This is a genomic window from Polynucleobacter sp. CS-Odin-A6, assembly GCF_018882095.1.
Taxonomy (GTDB): Bacteria; Pseudomonadota; Gammaproteobacteria; order Burkholderiales; family Burkholderiaceae; genus Polynucleobacter.
In genome coordinates, this window is the sequence record NZ_JACVPD010000001.1 from 235,725 (window position 1) to 253,932 (window position 18,208).

Genomic DNA, 18,208 nt, shown 5'->3' on the forward strand with positions numbered 1-18,208 from the left:
TCTGAGGTTATTGATCACTAGATTGGATTTGCTATGAACAAAAATGAGAGCAGCTGGATGCTTGTTTATGCTCACTTTTGGAGGGTTAAGCTTTCAACTAATCTAAGAAGAGCTAAGCCCTGTTTTGTATTCTTTTTGGGTAGCTTGTTGACGACCCAAATTGCTTTCGCCCAAATAGCCAAACCTTTGACAGTTATCGTTCCTTTTCCAGCGGGTGGGACTATAGATGTACTGATGCGCTTATTAGGCACAAAGATGAGCGCAGATTTTCCAGGGGGAGGGAGTGTTGTGATCGAAAATAAGGCTGGTGCTAGCGGTAATATTGGCGCAGAGTTTGTTTACCGATCAGAGGCTAATGGGAAGACATTGCTCGCTTCACCCCCAGGATCGATTGCAATCAACCATCACCTCTATAAAAAACTGAATTATGATCCCACTCGCTGGCAGCCCATTACAGTTTTTGCTACCGCGCCTAATGTTTTGGTAGTTGGTCCTACGATACCGGCTAAAAATGTTGCCGAGTTAGTTGCATACCTCAAGGCTAATCCTGGCAAAGTTACTTATGCATCTCAAGGTAATGGCTCAACTTCACATTTGACTGCCAGAATGTTTATGCAGCTCACCAGTACAGAAATGCTTCATGTACCCTATAAAGGTACCGCACCAGCCTTATTTGATTTAATGGCTGGCAATGTCGATATCTTTTTTGATAACCTAAGCTCAGCCATCCCATTTCATCAAAGCGGGAAACTGCGTATCCTAGCCGTAGCTGATCGTCAGCGTTCAAAAGCTTTGCCACAAGTACTTACGTTTGCAGAGCAAAAATTACCTAGTATGCAAGCCACTACCTTTTTTACCTTAGTCGCGCCTCCTGAGGCTTCTAGCGCAACAGTGGATACTATTTATAAATCAGTATCACAGGCTTTGTCTGATACTGAAATTCAGAATAAATTTTTAGAGATTGGTGTGCAGCCGAAGATGTTGACCCCTGAACAATCTAGTAAATTCATCCGAGATGAGTCAGAAAAATGGCAAATGGTCATTAAGAGTGCCAATGTCTCACTAGACTGACTTTTTAAATGCTCAGATTCCAAGTGAGCTACATCATTTTCTGAAGGGCAGCTTTAAGCTCAGCAAGTGGCGTTTGCCAATTGCCCAATCTAGGCTGAGTAAAAATATGGGTATTGGGATACCACGGCGTCTCATCGGTATGCTCTAACCAGCGCCACTCTCCGGCATAGCGATTGAGCAGGGCAACGGGTGTATTTAAGCCGCCGGCTAAGTGCACCATAGATGAGTCAATCGAGACCACTAAATCCAGATTGCTAATGAGCGCAGCCGTATCAGAAAAGTCTTCTAACTCTGCAGTCCAATCTAACCACTTACCTTTAGGCATTTGATTGCTGCTAGGAATATCATTCGCCTCTTTCTGCAGACTTACCCAAGTAATGTCTTCAATCTCAAACAGTGGCGCTAGATCCTGAAACGCCATACTGCGCAGGCGATCAAACTGATGGCTTGAGCGTCCCATCCAAGCAATGCCAATGCGTTTCTTTTGGGTCTTAGCCTTTGCAAGGCGCTCTTGCCAAAACGCTTTCTTCTGGGCCGATGTTTTCAAATAGGGCGCCTCACACGGAATAGTATGTAGTTCTGTTCCCATTGCCAAGGGCAGAGACATCAAATCACATTGCCAGTGCCAGCCTTGCTGTAATTCTTGGGTATTGCCAATGATCGATATTTGATCACCAAAGGAATCAAGTAAGACTTGGTAGGTTTCTTTGGAGGAGGCAAAACCCACTTTTGCAAAGCGTTGCTTAAGTAAAGGTAGATAACGCGAAAACTGAAAAACATCTCCGTAACCTTGCTCAGTAATCACGACAAGATTTTGTTTTTGAGTATTAGACTCGCCTCGCCAATTCGGCAGATTAGTAGAGAAGCGTTGTAATTTACCGCTGACTGCTTCACTCGAAACACTCCAGCGATAGTCATAATTTTTCCAGCCCTCTTTAAATTCTCCGAGTTTGAGCTGGGCAAAGGCTAAATTGATTCGCACGGCATCAAAGCGCGGCTCAATATCGAGCGCAGTCAGTGCACATGCTTTGGCTTTAATGGTTTGACCAGTCGCTAGTAATGCAGCTGATTTATTGTTTAAGGCATCTAAAAATTGGGGGTAGATTGCCAAGGCTTGATCAAACTCTTTGAGGGCGCCGAGAAAATCATTTTGCTCAGTTAGGGCAATCGCTCTATGATTAGCCGCTTTTGCTGCCTCTAATACATTGGGGTCAATTGCGCTTGGCAAATTGCTACCGGAGCTACTTTGTTGTTGCAGTATTTGTGCTACTTGATTAGCAAAAACAGTGGGCAAATCTTTCCGCAAGATCTTGCCATTATTGTTGCGGGGCAAGGAGTCAACTGAAAAATAACGCTCTTGTAAAAGAGCTTGCTCGTTTGGATTGCTTGCTAAGGCTTTTATAATTTTCTCTTCGCTGGCGACAAATGCACCACACAGCACCTTGGCACCCTCAACATCTATAGCAAAGACGGCACATTCTGTAATATCACTGTGATTGATGATCTGTGACTCAACTTCAATGGGGTTGAATTTAAGTCCATCTAAATTCACTAGATCATCCATGCGACCTTGGACAAAAAGGTAACCGTTTTTGTCTATATAACCTTGATCGCTCGTATAAAACCAGCCATCTTTAAAGCGCTCTTTACTCAACATTGGATCTTTATAATACTCAGTGACCATGCCAGCGACTTGAACTCTAAGGCGACCTACTTCTCCGGCCGGCAGAATGTTGTCTTGTTCATCAATCACCTGCGCTTTGCTCCAGGCTTTGACTTTGCCGCTGGTACCCGGATATTCTTTAAGCATGGCTGGGGTAGCGATAGCAATAGCCCCTACTTCGGTAATCCCATAAGGAAAATACACATTCGGTGAAATACGACTTAGCAAGGTACTTACTAAAGATTCTGACAAGCCTGAACCGAAGGGTCGCAAATGCCTAATCCACGGAAAAACAATACCCTGTTTTGGCAGATAAGGAGTCATCCCATGCAAGATATGGGGCGGTAGAAGAACGTGAGTAGCGGCATAAGTACTTAAGTCAGTCATGAGCTCTGCGTAGGTATTCATTCTGGCTAGAACAATTGCACCACCTGCAAATAAAGAGCCTAATAAAAAAACATTACCCAAAATGCTACTCATGTCAGGACAAATCACGCGTGAGTTTTGGTCGAGAGCATCTACAGTTTTGTCTACCCGCTCGATCCATGATGCTTGGGTATACAGGAGCGCTTGACACTCTCCAGTAGTGCCAGAGGTGAGCATAAAGCGGGCTGAGTCCTCGGCTTGGGGTTCAGTAAGACCGTGGTCGACTACATTAAAGACGTGCTCACCTTCAGCAAAACTAATTTTCCCAAACTGAATATTTTTGATGCCAGCAATCTCGGGCACTTCACTGCCCCGAATAATAAATTCCACTCCAAATCTGGTAATTGTCTTGGTTAACACATCAGTAGGTGTTTGAGGAGGAAGACCCACTGAGACAGCCCCCAGTTGAGCTAGCGCCACAATCACGGCAGCATGAAGTGCCGAGTGATCCATACAAATGCCGACCACGACTCCTTTACCAATACCCGCATGATGTAATCCTTTGGCTGACAAAGCAACCAGCGAAACAAACTGACCATAGGTCATGGCCCCTTGATGGGATATAAATGCTGGGGCCGCCAGATTGATATTGGCCCCTGCCATTACCTTTTGATAAACATTCATCGAATCAAATAAGGCCAAGTGTGCATAGCCAGCAGTATAGAGGGGACTGGGTTCAATTTCAGATCGAATCATTTACTTCTAAAAACTTCTAATTATTGTGATCTTTTTTGGTGCAAGACTAACATCAACACTAACAGGGGAAGGGGAGATTTGCTAGCTCAAGAAACTGTATTATTTGTCGTAAATAATAACTATACCCACTGTATTTGCTTCATTCACTAGTCTGCCTTCATGAATCAAATCTACCGCGTCATTTTTAGCAAAGCTGCAGGCTGCTTTGTTCCGGTCGCGGAAAATGTCACTGGTCAAGGCAAAGGTAAGAGTCAATCAACTCTCATCGGTACCAGAACAGCAGCGGTACCAAATCCTGCTGTATCCAAATCGATTCCATTTAAGCAAAAGTTACTGTATGCGTTGATGTGCGCAGGTCTAAGTGCAGCTGGGTTGTGGAGTCAACAGGCCTCTGCAGACACTTTCATCGCTACCGTTGAGTCTGCAGGCATACAGCAATCTACGTCGACTTTCTCTAGCGCGGGAATGGAGACTTTTGATGCTAGATCTGTCCCCAATTTTTCAACTAATTTTGGAACTCAGCTTGGCACTACTCCTCTGACTGCCGGAATAAGCGGATCAGTTTCTGCTGGAGGCCTGAATAGTGCTGACTTATATGGTGGAGCCGGCGGTACTGGAAAATACGCATTTCAGGGTGGAACTCTTTCTCTATCAAGCCCTGTGAACTACTTTGGCCTTTGGATTTCTGCATTGGATGCGAATACTATTACCTTTTACTCTAGCCCTGGGGGAAGCTCTCTATATTCTTTTGGCACCGCAACAATGAGAGATTTGGTTGGCAGTAGTTCTGCTACTAACGGCTATTACGGAAACCCAAATTACATCCAGCTTGGGCGGCCTGACAGATTTTCAGCTGATGGTAATGAACCATTTGCTTTCGTTAACTTTTATAACACAACAGGAACATTTTCCTATATCACGTTAACAGGTGGCGGATTTGAGTCTGATAACTGGACCGTTGGTACTTATACCTCCATCTCTGGTAGGAGTCCAAACGCGAGTGATATTGTTAGCGGTACTAATAGTACCAATCTCGTTTCAAATCTAAATAATACGATCAACCCTGTTTTTGATGGTGGGACTTTAAAGGCTTCAGCATCTGAAGCAATTGCATCCAACTTTACGATTGCTACAGGTGGCGCGACGATTGATTCAAGTGGTTATTCATTAATCGTATCTGGAGCTATTACCAATGCATCCGGGGTGACCGGCTCACTCATAATTAAGAATAGCACCGGTAATGGAAGCATCACCTTAGGCGGGATCAATACGTATACCGGCTCAACTACTATTGATTCAGGCGCCTCGCTCAAGCTGAGTGGAAGCGGGTCAATTGCCTATTCTAGCGGACTCGCCAATAGTGGCTCCTTTGATATTTCTGCTACTACCAGCGGAGCTTCACTAAAAGATATTACTGGCTCCGGAACAACCGCATTGGGTAATCAAACTCTAACGCTAACAAATCCATCGGGTACTACTTATAGTGGAATCATCAGCGGTGCCGGTGGAATAGTAAATATTACTAGTGGCACGAAAATCCTTTCAGGAGTAAATACCTATAGTGGCGGCACACAAGTGCAAACTGGCGCAACTCTGCAAGTTGCTTCTAGTTCAGCGATTGGCACTGGGGCATTAACTCTTAATGGCAATAGCACCACAGCAGCTACTTTTAAACCAACTGCCGATATGGTAGTTAGTAACGATATTAAGATTTTCGCTAATGGCATGATTGATCAATTGGGTAATACTGTAACGCTTGCCGGTCAGGTAGTGAATGATGTGTCTGGCGCAGGTAAGCTCATCATTATTAATACTGGTGCGAACCAAGGTGCTGTCATATTGGCAGCGAACAATACCTATACTGGTGGCACAGAAGTAAACGCAGGCGCGACTTTGAAGATTACCTCGGCGAGCTCCATTGGTAGCGGTAAGCTGGAGTTGATCGGATCGCCAACTGTAGCGGCGGTCCTCAAATATGGCAACGATATGACCTTTACTAATACCATCGGAGTATCGGGTGACCCGACCTTTGATGTGACGGGCAAAACAGTAATTCAGTCAGGTGCCATTACCGATATTCTCGGTCAACCATCGGGCGAAGTTGTGGTGACTGTCACAGACCCGACTCAGCCCGGTACTTATATTTTGACTACAGTCAATACCTATACAGGCGATACTAAAATTGATCCAGGCTCTACCTTGGTTCTCAGTGGAGCTGGCTCAATCGCCACTTCAGGCACCGGTACTGGCTGGACCGGAGTCATTAACAACGGCACCTTTAATATTGCGCCGGTAACTAGTAATACCGTCTCCTTAGGTAAAAACTACACCCAATCAAGCTCGGGTACTTTAGGCATGAACTGGTATCAAACACTGAGCATCCCTGGTACGGCCAGTCTAGCTGGCAGCTTAACCCTCTTTAATAGCAACAATAGTTCTTACTCATTGGGTCGCTACACCTTAGTCGCTTCTACAGGCGCTTTATCTGGAGCCTTTAGCACCCTAAACACGGCTAATCTGTCAACACGTTATAAATACTCACTTAGCTATGATGCCAATGATGCGTATTTAGATATTGCTGCAGGTGGCCCACCCCCAGACTACACCCAGCAATCCCTAGTTAATACCGCCCAAGCCCTCCAAGGCACCTTTGCCTTGCAAAACAGTATTTTGAACAGTAGCCTAGGTTACGACTGCAATGTGTTCGGCCCGAACGGCATTTGCATCTCCGCTGGTGGACGCAATACCGCAGTACAAGCAGAAGGTATTAATAACACCAGCGCGCTCCTCATTGCCGCTTATAAAGCAATGCCAAATGTACGTATTGGGGCTTATGCCGATCAAAACCTCTCTACCCAAGGACCGGGTACAGTCAAGTTAGGAAACAACACCCCACTACTAGGGCTCTTTGCTGCTTGGAATGAAAAAGATGATGGCACTGGGCTAGAGCTCAAAGCATCAGCGTCTTATGGCCAAAAAACCGCCACTGTCACGCGCGGTGTCGTCGTTACTTCTGAGCCCGGTAGTGGCAGTAGTAATCTGACCACCCAAGGTGCGCAGATATTAGGTAGATACGGCTTTGCAGTAACGCCTAGTACATTAGTTACTCCCTATCTTGGTTTGCGCTACGGTCAAACCAATCTGGGTGGCTATACCGAAGGAGCGAGCACCAGTGTGACAGCGCCTCTGACATACCAAGCCTTAAACACCAATGCCACCACAGTATTGGCTGGCGCAAGTGCAAGCCATCAACTCACTCCCAAGACCACGGTCTTTGCGAGTGCGGGTATTGAGTCTGATACCAACACAAGTAATGGCTCTTACTCAGCTACTAGCCCCAACATTGCAGGCCTTACCCCCATTAACTTTAATCCGACTGCAGTCAAAAATAGACCGACTGCTACAGTTGGTGCCTATTACGATCTAGAGAAGAATCAGCGCCTTGCACTGACAGCTGGCTATACTCAAACACCGTATCGAGCCGTGTCAACGACGACGGTGATGACGACTTATACGATTGGATTTTAAGAAGTTAAAAGGCTGCTATGGGTCTTGCAGGATGATGCTGACTGTGGGACAGCTTTTCTAGCTATAGCGGACGGTAGCCACAGCTTGCACTCCTCAGCACCAATACTTTCTATTTCTTGACTGCTTTTTTTAAAGCTTTATTTAAATGAAGTCATACCTAAAAAGCTTAGTATTAAACATATAATCGGCCGGCATTTCCTCATGTCTGTCTTTGGTATTCCCGGATAATTTTTTATATTTTAAGGCAATAAAAAACCGCCCTAAGGCGGATTTTTATTAAGTTAATGCTGAGTTATTGCTTAGCTTACCGACTTCACCATATCTTCAACAACCTTCTTCGCATCACCGAAGACCATCATGGTTTTATCCATGTAGAAGAGTTCGTTATCCAAGCCGGCGTAACCTGCAGCCATGGAGCGTTTATTAACGATGATAGTTTTGGCTTTAAATGCTTCTAAAATCGGCATACCGAAAATGGCGCTGCCTGGGGTGCGAGCAGCGGGATTCACCACATCGTTTGCACCAAGCACCAGGACCACATCAGCCTGACCAAAGTCACTATTGATATCTTCCATTTCAAATACTTGATCGTATGGAACTTCAGCCTCTGCGAGGAGAACGTTCATGTGACCAGGCATACGACCTGCAACTGGATGAATCGCATACTTTACGGTAACACCGTGATGAGTCAGCTTTTCCGTCAATTCTTTGAGCGCGTGTTGAGCACGGGCAACAGCTAAACCATAGCCCGGAACGATGATGACGGTGTCTGCATTTTCCATTAGGAAAGCGGCATCTTCTGGTGAGCCAGTCTTGTAGTTCTTTGGGCTGCCATCATCACCGGCGCCGGCGGATGCTTCAGCGCCAAAGCCACCCAGCAATACGGCAACAATAGAACGATTCATCGCCTTACACATGATGTAAGACAGAATGGCGCCAGACGAACCTACGCAAGCACCAGCAATAATCAATACTGGATTGTTTAGCGTGAAACCAATACCTGCAGCCGCCCAACCAGAGTAGCTGTTTAGCATAGACACCACTACAGGCATATCTGCACCACCGATTGGAATGATGAGAGTTACGCCCAAGACCAATGCAATCGCACACATGACTAAAAAGGCTTCGTGACTTCCTGTCATAAAGTACATGACGCCGCCAGAAACCATTCCTACTGCCAAGAGGAGATTTAGTAAATGCTGGCCAGCAAAGGTGACCGGTTGACCGCTTACCTTGCCAGACAATTTTCCAAAGGCGATGACCGAGGCGGTAAAGGTAATGGCGCCAATAAATGCACCGATAAAGAGTTCAATCTTTTGTACACCAGTATGATCTTGCGCTGGATTAAATACTGCGGCAATCGCAATCAGTACAGCGGATAAGCCAACAAAAGAGTGCATTAGCGCTACGAGCTCTGGCATCTTGGTCATTTGCACGCGCTTTGCAGCAAGTATTCCAATGATTGCGCCTGCAACAATTGCACCAATAATCAACGAGAAGACTGGCTTGAAATCAGGAATTAGGAAGGTGGTAATCACGGCTAACAGCATGCCGACCATACCAAAGGTGTTACCTTGGCGTGAAGTAGTTGGTGAAGATAGTCCGCGCAAGGCGAGGATAAATAGCACCGAAGAAATGAGATATGAAATCGCGGTTATGTTTAACATGATTGAGGTCTCTATATGGATCTTGTTTTGGTTTTATTTAGTGCCAGTCGCATCGGCCTTTGGGGCCTTTTTCTTGAACATTTCAAGCATGCGACGAGTGACCATAAAGCCACCAAAAATATTGATTGAGGCTAAAAACACGGCTACTGCACCAATGATGCTGGTGAGGGTGATTTCATCACCACCAATCACTTCGGTTTGTAGCAATGCGCCCACAATAATGATTCCAGAGATGGCATTAGTGACAGCCATGAGTGGGGTATGTAATGCAGGGGTGACGTTCCAAACGACGTGATAGCCAACAAAAATGGCCAATACAAACACGGTGATGTTTTGGACGGTAAGTATGCTTTGAAAAGCAGCGAGATCCATGATGTTTCCTTCGAATAAGGTTGTATTAGTTTTTGCGGACAGCTTGGCCATCACGACACATTAAACAGGCCGTAACGATATCGTCATCTGTTGGAATAACTAATTTCGCTTCTGCATCAACGATGAGCTTCATAAAGTCGAGCAAGTTGCGTGAATACAAAGCAGAGGCATCTGCAGCAACCATGCTTGCGAGGTTGGTGTAACCAATAATCTTCACACCATTCTTCACGACGATCTTGTCTGCTTCTGTCAAAGGACAATTACCGGATCCGTTATCACCACGTCCAGCAGCTAGGTCAATCACGATCGAGCCTGGCTTCATGTTGGCCACCGTGTCGCTATGCAATAAAACTGGTGGCTTACGACCAGGAATCAAGGCGGTAGTAATTACGATGTCAGCTTGTTGAGCACGTTCTGCAACCAGTGCTGCTTGACGCTTCATCCAGGCTTCTGGCATTGGGCGAGCATAGCCTCCAACACCTTTCGCAATTTCACGTTCTTCATCGGTCTCGTATGGCACGTCAACAAACTTTGCGCCGAGGGATTCGATTTGTTCTTTTGCAGCGGGGCGTACATCCGATGCTTCAATAACAGCACCTAATCGTTTAGCAGTCGCAATCGCCTGAAGACCAGCAACACCAGCACCCAAGATGAGTACGCGCGCTGCTTTTACTGTTCCTGCTGCGGTCATGAGCATTGGCATAAAGCGCTGGTATTCATTTGCGGCAACCATCACGGCTTTGTAGCCGGCAATGTTAGCTTGGGATGACAGTACATCCATGCTTTGAGCGCGAGTAGTTCGTGGGGCAGCCTCAAGCGAGAATGCAGTCACACCTTGAGCGGCCATCGCAGCAATATTATCGCTATCAAATGGATCAAGCATGCCCAGCAGCACGCTACCCGATTTCATTTGCTTGAGCTCTGCTCCTTCTGGAGCACGCACTTTGAGAACAATCTCAGCCCCAAGCGCATCCGCTGCGCTACCAATAGTTGCGCCTACGGCTTCATAGGCAGAATCTGGTTGGCTAGCTGTAACGCCCGCATCTTTTTGAATGACGACTGTATGGCCTTGACCAATCAGTTTCTTAACCGTTTCTGGTGTGGCGGCAACACGAGTTTCCCCGAGCCTAATTTCCAGTGGTACTCCTATGCGCATGGCATGTCTCCAAATGCAAGTTTTTCGAAAAATCTATTTTAGTGAGTTAGGCGAAGTTGCACCTATCTAATTACTCTGATCGCCATTTATTTCGTTTTTCTCCAAATCTCGTAAATCAGGAGCAAGACTTCTACAATGGGATCTTTAGCTTTATAACGAATTCTCGCATTTTTTTGATGACCCCCTTCAAATCTTCTTCAATACCTGCCTCAAACCCATCCAAAGTCGTGATTGGGATGTCTGGAGGGGTAGATTCGTCGGTTGCGGCCTGGATGCTCAAGCAGCAAGGCTATGAGGTGACTGGCCTTTTCATGAAGAACTGGGAGGATGACGATAGCGACGAATACTGCTCTTCCCGTCAAGATTGGCTGGATGTCGTATCAGTGGCTGATTTAATTGGTATTGACGTTGAAGCGGTCAATTTTGCTGCTGAGTACCGTGAGCGTGTTTTTGCGGAGTTTCTTCGGGAATATGCTGCCGGAAGGACTCCCAATCCCGATGTTTTGTGCAATGCAGAAATTAAGTTTAAAGCCTTCCTAGATCATGCTGTTAGCTTGGGGGCAGATGCGATTGCTACCGGGCACTATGCACGGGTTCGTCATGAGAGCGGCAGCGTTCAATTATTAAAGGCGCTAGACGCTAGCAAAGACCAAAGTTATTTCTTGCACCGCCTGACGCAAGCTCAGCTAGCGAATGTTCTTTTCCCTTTGGGAGAAACCCCGAAAATTGAGGTTCGTCAGATTGCTGAGCAGATTGGCTTGCACAATGCCCGGAAGAAAGACTCCACTGGTATCTGCTTTATTGGCGAGCGACCCTTCCGCGAGTTCTTAAATCGTTACTTGCCCCGCACCCCTGGCCCTATTAAAACGCCCGATGGCAAGACGGTGGGAGAGCATATGGGGCTTGCTTTCTTTACCTTGGGGCAGCGTAAAGGAATAGGTCTAGGCGGTAGTCAGGATGGTAATGGTGATGCTTGGTACGTGGCTCGTAAGGATATGGCGAATAACACCCTGTACGTCGCCCAAGGCCATGAACACCCATGGTTGTTAGCTAATGAGTTATCAGCGATCGACGCCAGCTGGGTTGATGGCACTGCACCTTTACCAGGACAGTACTCGGCCAAAACCCGCTATCGTCAAGTCGATTCTGCCTGTTCGTTGATCTCTGGAGTTCGGGAGTCTCCGAGTTTTGAGTTGACATTCCCGGATCCGCAGTGGGCAGTGACCCCAGGTCAATCTGCCGTTTTATACGATGGGGACATCTGCTTAGGCGGTGGAATCATTTCCGCCTGAGTAGTATTTCTCTGATTTAGGCTGATGGCGGGGCTGTTTCTACAAAAGAGGGCCTTTGCATCAAATTTTGGTAGAGGGTGTCAAGGTTGGGATATTGTGCTTGCCATACAACGGTTGGGAAGCGAAATAACAAATAGCCTAAGGCGCAACCGACCGCAATATCAGCCAAAGTTATTTGATTTCCATGGCACCAAGCGTTTTCACTTAATTCGCGGGACATTTGGGCTAAAGCGGAGTCAATCTTACCCATTTGACGCTCAACCCAGGCCGGACTCTGCTGATCTGCAGGGCGCAAGGTGACCTCAAGACGAGCCAAAATTCCAGCATCCATAATCCCATCAGCCAAGGTTTCCCAGGTTTTGACGGTGGCACATTCGCGATTGCCTGAGGGTATCAATTTGCCTACCGAGCTCAAAGTATCTGCGTATTCTGCAATGACGCTTGAGTCATAAATTACCTCACCATCATCTAGAAGTAGGCACGGCACCTTCCCCAAGGGGTTGATGGTGCTCATTTTGGTGTCTGGAGCCCATACATTCTCGAGTTCTAGATCAACGCCTACCTTTTTTTCTAAGAAAACGATGCGTACTTTGCGTACATAGGGGCTAGTAAGGGATCCGATTATTTTCATAGGCTTCAGTATAGTCATGCTGAGGCTGTAGTTCCAGATCCAGAACGCATTAAAATCAGGGATTATTGACACATTCAATGTAAAGGCAATATTCGTGAGTCAGCCGATTTCTACCCTCAATGCACTTTCCCCTTTAGATGGTCGCTATGCCGGCAAACTTGATGCCTTAAGGCCATGGTTGTCCGAGGCGGCATTTATGCGTCAGCGGGTTTTTGTAGAGATTCATTGGCTGCTGGCTTTGGCCGCAGCAGGTTTGCCCGATGTGCCCAAAATTAGCGCAGCGGATGAGAAATTTTTATTATCTTTATCAGAACACTTCTCCGATGCAGATGCCCAGCGCATTAAGGATATCGAGGCAGTTACTAACCACGATGTCAAAGCGGTGGAGTATTTTTTAAAAGAAAAAGTAGCTGGTCGCCCAGACTTATTAAAAGCCAGCGAGTTCATTCACTTTGCGTGCACCTCTGAAGATATCAACAATACCTCGCATGGTTTGATGTTGCGCGGCGCTAGAGATGAAGTCCTATTGCCACAACTCAAAAAAGTACTTGCCGTATTAACGGATTTAGCGCTCGCGAATGCTAAAGTGCCTCTGTTATCACGCACTCATGGCCAACCTGCCTCTCCCAGTACTCTAGGTAAGGAGCTGGCAAATATTGCCAAGCGTTTAGAGCGTGCGATTGCGACGATTGCGGCAGTTCCGCTGCTAGCTAAAATGAATGGTGCCGTTGGTAATTACAACGCGCACTTGTCGGCCTACCCCGATTTTGATTGGGAAAACTTTTCTAAGAATGTAGTTGAGAAACGGCTAGGCTTGACCTTTAATCCGTACACCATTCAGATCGAGCCGCATGATGGCATGGCTGAGTTATTTGATGCGATTGCTCGTGCTAATACGATTCTGTTAGATATGGACCGCGATTTCTGGGCTTACATTTCGATTGGTTACTTTAAGCAGCGCACTAAGGCGGGTGAGATAGGTTCCTCTACGATGCCGCATAAAGTTAATCCAATTGATTTTGAAAACTCCGAAGGTAACCTTGGTGTGGCAAATGCTTTACTGCGCCACTTGGCTGAGAAGTTGCCAATCTCCCGTTGGCAGCGTGACCTTACTGACTCTACTGTTTTGCGGAACCTAGGCCCAGCATTTGGTCATAGCGTGTTGGCCTATGACAGCGCTTTGCGTGGCCTTGGCAAGCTGGAAGTAAACCATACTGCGATTGCCGCTGACTTAGACAACTGCTGGGAAGTATTAGCTGAGCCAGTACAAACCGTGATGCGTCGTTATGGCATTGAAAATCCTTACGAGCAACTTAAAGAATTGACACGTGGCAAAGGTATTAATCAGGCTGATTTGCAAAATTTCATTCGCGGTTTGAAAATTCCAGATGATGCAAAAAAGTTACTACTCGAAATGACACCTTCTTCTTATTTAGGTAAGGCGGTCGAATTGACCGAACGTCTGAAAAAGTGAGTTTGACTCCAAGCCTTGGGCCCGTAGCGCAAGATTCTGAATATGGTGCCCGCCCCAAGATCTGGTTTTTTATTTATCAACTGCTATGGCATCTGCTCTTGCCTTTGGCATTCATTCGCTTAGCTTGGCGTACACGACACTCCAAAGAGTATTTGCATCACTTCGCTGAGCGCCTTGGTTTTTCTTACGGAAAATCGAATGTGCAGGGATCTGTTTGGATTCATGCAGTATCGGTTGGAGAGACCAGGGCCGCTCAACCCCTAATTGATGCCTATCTCGCACGCGGCGAAACTATTTTGTTGACCCATATGACGCTTAATGGGCGTCGAACAGGTGCTGGATTATTTAGCAAGGCAATTGCTGCAGGCCAACTACGCCAAGTCTATTTACCGTACGACCTTTGCTGGGCCGTGGCGAATTTTATTCGGACCTTTAAGCCAAAGTTGGGTTTATTTATGGAAACAGAAGCCTGGCCAACGGTTGTGTTTTATTGTGCAGAAATTGGCCTACCTTTATTTTTAGTGAATGCCCGCTTATCTGAACGAAGCGCTCGGCGCGTGAATCAATTTGGCAAAGCAGGGCGCGCTCTATTTCAGGCCTTCGCCGGTATCTTGGCGCAAACTGAATTCGATGCCCAGCGCTATCGTAGTCTTGGCGTCAAAAAAGTAGAGATTGTTGGGAACCTCAAGTTTGATGTACCACTCGATCCTAGATTGGTTGAGCTAGGTAAAGCCTGGCAACTTGAGTTGCATGGCAATCAACGTCTAATGGTGTGTGCTGCCAGTACGCGGGATGGCGAAGAAGTAATTATCCTTAAGGCTTGGAAGGATTTACTTCTGAGCAATGCTTTTAAGAATGCGCCATTGCTTTGTCTCGTACCACGTCATCCTGAACGCTTTTCTGAGGTAGCAAAGCAAATCCATGAGGCTGGCTTGAGATATCGGCGTCGAACAGAGTGGCATGGTGCACCTCAAGGCATTACCGATATAGAGGTCATTCTTGGTGACTCGATGGGTGAGATGCCAATGTATTACAGTGCTGCCGATTTGGTATTGATGGGTGGTAGCCTACTCCCCTTTGGCGGTCAGAATTTGATTGAGGCTTGTGCTGCTGGGTGCCCAGTGTTGCTAGGTGAGCACACTTATAACTTTCAACAGGCGGCTTTAGATGCCACCCAGATCGGCGCAGCAAAGCGGATTACAGGTGAGCTCGTATTAAGTGAGCCAACTGCCCTAATAGAAAGTTTAAAAAGTTTGTTATTAAATACCGCCGTGTTGGCGAAGATGTCGAGCGCTGCAAAGGCCTACTCGATTGAGCATCAAGGCGCGACTAAAAGAATGCTAGCCGCCCTTGATCAGCGGAGTTAATTCAGAATCCTGCTTGATTAAACCTGCGCTCCAAAGTTCGGATCATCGTTACGGGCCACATCATCTGGCTTACGTTCGCCTTTTACTAGATCTTCACGGGTGACACCCAGCCACATCGCTAGTGCTGCCGCTACGAATACTGAAGAGTAGATACCGAACAAAATGCCAATAGTGAGTGCCAGCGCAAAATAGTAGAGTGTTGGACCGCCAAAAATTAACATAGCCAAGACCATCATCTCCGTACTGCCGTGAGTAATTACGGTGCGGCTAATGGTGCTGGTAATCGCGTTATCAATAATCTCACGGGTATTCATCTTGCGGTATTTACGGAAGTTTTCACGAATACGGTCAAAGATCACCACAGATTCATTCACGGAGTAGCCTAATACAGCCAGCACTGCCGCTAATACAGAGAGGGAGAACTCCCACTGAAAGAAGGCGAAGAAACCCAGAATGATGACGATGTCATGTAAGTTGGCAATAATGCCAGCCAGTGCAAACTTCCACTCAAAGCGGAAAGACAGGTAAATCACAATGCCGATGACGACAAAGAGTAAAGCCAATAATCCGTCTATCGCCAGCTCACGCCCCACTTGTGGACCGACAAACTCTACACGCTGTAATTTCACGCCAGAAGTAGTGGGTTCAAGGACTTGCATTACTGCGGCACTTTGATCGGCTGAGGAGATCATTTTTCCGCTAGCATCCTTTTGGAGTGGCAGACGAATCATCACATCTCGTGAGCTACCAAAGTTCTGAATCTGGGTATCGGCGTAACCCAACTTTTCTACATTCGTTCTAATGGAATCCAAGGGGGCTGTTTGTGGGTAAGTTACCTCCATCACGGTGCCGCCAGTAAATTCAATTGACAGGTGCAGGCCGTTATGCCAAAGAAAGAAAACAGCCGCTAAGAAGGTAAGTAAAGAAACCGCATTGAGCGCCAATGCATGACGCATAAAGGGAATATCTTTTTTAATTCGGAAAAATTCCATGACTTAGCTCTCCTTTGGGCGCCAAACTTGGCCAATAGCGAGTTTCTGAACTTTCTTGCCCCTGCCGTACCAGAGGTTTACGATCCCGCGCGAGAAGAAGACGGCTGAGAACATCGATGTCAAGATACCAAGGCAATGTACCACTGCAAAACCTTTGATCGGTCCTGAGCCAAATGCAAGCAATGCCAGACCAGCAATTAAGGTGGTAACGTTGGAGTCTAAAATTGTCGCCCAGGCTTTATCAAAGCCGACTGCGATTGCCGTTTGAGGCGCTGCACCGTTACGCAGCTCTTCACGAATACGTTCATTAATCAACACATTGGAGTCAATTGCCATACCTAATGCGAGCGCCATTGCGGCAATACCCGGCAGGGTTAGAGTAGCTTGCAACATGGATAGTATAGAAATCAAGAGTAATAAGTTCACCGCAAGCGCCACTACTGAGAATGTGCCGAACAACAGGTAGTAGGCAATCATGAAAACAGAGATCGCTGCAAAGCCAATAATGAGGGAGGTAAAGCCCTTCTCAATATTTTCTGCGCCAAGACTAGGCCCAATCGTGCGCTCTTCGATGATTTCCATTGGCGCCGCTAATGAGCCAGCGCGTAATAGGAGGGCCAAATCATTTGCGCTCTCGGTAGTTGGCTGGCCAGTTATCTGGAATTTAGATCCGAATTCACCTTGAATAGTAGCGATCGTGAGCACTTCACCTTTGCCCTTTTCAAATAAGATCATTCCCATCGGCTTACCAATATTTTCACGGGTAACTTCTTGCATCACGCGTCCACCGGCAGCATCTAAAGAGATGTTTACTGCAGGGCGTTGACTCTGATCGAACCCGGCGCTTGCATCGGTGATGCGATCACCGCTAAAGATCACCGATTTTTTGAACACGCCTTGACGGGTTTCGCCGAAACGGAACACATCCATGCCTGGTGGCGGAGTCTCTCCAATCGCAATCGTCGAAACGATAGGATCAGCCAGCCTAGACTCCAAGGTTGCAGTGCGACCAATAATATCTTTAGCACGAGCAGTATCTTGTACGCCTGGTAGCTGCACCACAATCCGTTCTGCACCTTGCTGTTGAATTACTGGCTCTTTGACAGCCAATTCATTTACCCGCTTATTTAGCGTGACGATGTTTTGCTTTACTGCATTGTCTTGAATTTCTTTCAAGGCGGTAGGTTTAATCTCCCCCACCAGTTTTGGAGAAAGGCCAGTAGGTTTCACCTGCCAAGTGAGATCGGGTTGACTAGCCATCAGCACTGAGCGTGCTTTCTCAGCCTCTTCGGTGCTTTCAAACGTCAGGGTAATCGTGTCTTGCCCTCGTTCGATGCCTTGTTGGCGTATCGATTTATCGCGCAACTGGCTGCGAATATCCGTTGCTAAAGCAGTCACCTTCTTTTGAACCGCCCCCTTCATATCCACTTGCAGTAAAAAGTACACACCGCCTCGTAAGTCAAGACCGAGGGGCATTGGTAAGGCATTGAGTGCATTTAACCAGCTTGGTGTATTGGAGAGTAAATTTAATGCGACTGTGAAATTAGGATCGTTTTGATCAAAGTTCAGCTTTTGTTGCAATAGATCGCGTGCGCGCAGTTGAATATCGGTATTGTTAAAGCGAATTTTGATAGAGCCTGCATTGCCAGTAGATTCAAAGAAAATACCGGTATTGCTAATACTGTCATCAGCCAGAATCTTCTCGACTCGAGACTGTGTCGCCAAATCAACCTTGATGGTTGGTTTGGCGGACGAGACTTGAACCGCTGGCGCCTCTCCGTAGAAATTGGGTAATGAATATAGTCCTCCGATCAATAAGGCGATCAGGATGACAATATATTTCCAAAGAGGGTAACGGTTCATATTGAGATAC

Annotated in this window: 12 protein-coding genes; 5 read left to right on the forward strand and 7 right to left on the reverse strand. The window is 46.7% G+C overall.

The window, feature by feature from the left end; translation table 11 throughout:
- Positions 1-234 precede the first annotated feature (234 nt).
- Entirely contained in the window at positions 235-1,071 is an 837-nt protein-coding gene (locus tag ICN15_RS01260; RefSeq protein WP_255532863.1) for a tripartite tricarboxylate transporter substrate binding protein, read from the forward strand.
- A 28-nt stretch (positions 1,072-1,099) separates the two neighbouring features.
- Here ICN15_RS01260 and ICN15_RS01265 read toward each other — a convergent pair whose 3' ends face one another.
- Positions 1,100-3,856, reverse strand: coding sequence for an AMP-binding protein (locus ICN15_RS01265; RefSeq protein WP_216200690.1), 2,757 nt, complete (start codon positions 3,854-3,856; stop codon positions 1,100-1,102).
- Between the two features lie 159 nt (positions 3,857-4,015).
- On the opposite strand from ICN15_RS01265, the gene ICN15_RS01270 reads away from it, so the two are divergent.
- On the forward strand, positions 4,016-7,384 hold the full coding sequence (locus tag ICN15_RS01270) for an autotransporter domain-containing protein (RefSeq protein ID WP_216200691.1): 3,369 nt from the start codon (positions 4,016-4,018) through the stop codon (positions 7,382-7,384).
- 299 nt (positions 7,385-7,683) lie between these two features.
- Here ICN15_RS01270 and ICN15_RS01275 read toward each other — a convergent pair whose 3' ends face one another.
- Genes ICN15_RS01275 through ICN15_RS01285 form a run of 3 tightly spaced genes read right to left on the reverse strand, consistent with a single transcriptional unit; the run spans position 7,684 to position 10,579 of the window.
- On the reverse strand, positions 7,684-9,051 hold the full coding sequence (locus ICN15_RS01275; RefSeq protein ID WP_216200692.1) for an NAD(P)(+) transhydrogenase (Re/Si-specific) subunit beta: 1,368 nt from the start codon (positions 9,049-9,051) through the stop codon (positions 7,684-7,686).
- Between the two features lie 33 nt (positions 9,052-9,084).
- Positions 9,085-9,423, reverse strand: a complete 339-nt coding sequence (locus tag ICN15_RS01280) for a proton-translocating transhydrogenase family protein (RefSeq protein WP_114691891.1) — start codon at positions 9,421-9,423, stop codon at positions 9,085-9,087.
- 25 nt (positions 9,424-9,448) lie between these two features.
- Positions 9,449-10,579 carry a Re/Si-specific NAD(P)(+) transhydrogenase subunit alpha gene (locus tag ICN15_RS01285; protein WP_216200693.1) on the reverse strand — a complete coding sequence of 377 codons (1,131 nt, stop codon included), beginning with the start codon at positions 10,577-10,579 and terminating at the stop codon, positions 9,449-9,451.
- A 176-nt stretch (positions 10,580-10,755) separates the two neighbouring features.
- Between ICN15_RS01285 and mnmA the strand changes: the two genes are divergently transcribed.
- A complete protein-coding gene (gene mnmA / locus ICN15_RS01290) occupies positions 10,756-11,871 on the forward strand; it encodes a tRNA 2-thiouridine(34) synthase MnmA (protein WP_216200694.1) in 1,116 nt (371 codons plus the stop codon).
- 16 nt (positions 11,872-11,887) lie between these two features.
- Here the strand turns inward: mnmA and ICN15_RS01295 are convergent, their stop codons facing one another.
- Positions 11,888-12,502, reverse strand: coding sequence for a glutathione S-transferase C-terminal domain-containing protein (locus ICN15_RS01295; protein WP_216200695.1), 615 nt, complete (start codon positions 12,500-12,502; stop codon positions 11,888-11,890).
- Positions 12,503-12,596: 94 nt separating this feature from the next.
- On the opposite strand from ICN15_RS01295, the gene purB reads away from it, so the two are divergent.
- Positions 12,597-13,976 carry an adenylosuccinate lyase gene (gene purB, locus ICN15_RS01300; RefSeq protein ID WP_216200696.1) on the forward strand — a complete coding sequence of 460 codons (1,380 nt, stop codon included), beginning with the start codon at positions 12,597-12,599 and terminating at the stop codon, positions 13,974-13,976.
- A 59-nt stretch (positions 13,977-14,035) separates the two neighbouring features.
- Positions 14,036-15,343 carry a 3-deoxy-D-manno-octulosonic acid transferase gene (locus ICN15_RS01305; protein WP_216201489.1) on the forward strand — a complete coding sequence of 436 codons (1,308 nt, stop codon included), beginning with the start codon at positions 14,036-14,038 and terminating at the stop codon, positions 15,341-15,343.
- A gap of 17 nt (positions 15,344-15,360) precedes the next feature.
- Here the strand turns inward: ICN15_RS01305 and secF are convergent, their stop codons facing one another.
- Both secF and secD read right to left on the reverse strand, forming a co-directional pair.
- Positions 15,361-16,335 (reverse strand): protein translocase subunit SecF, encoded by a 975-nt coding sequence (secF, locus tag ICN15_RS01310; RefSeq protein WP_216200697.1) that lies wholly within the window; start codon positions 16,333-16,335, stop codon positions 15,361-15,363.
- 3 nt (positions 16,336-16,338) lie between these two features.
- Positions 16,339-18,198 carry a protein translocase subunit SecD gene (gene secD, locus ICN15_RS01315; RefSeq protein WP_216200698.1) on the reverse strand — a complete coding sequence of 620 codons (1,860 nt, stop codon included), beginning with the start codon at positions 18,196-18,198 and terminating at the stop codon, positions 16,339-16,341.
- Between the last annotated feature and the right edge of the window lie 10 nt (positions 18,199-18,208).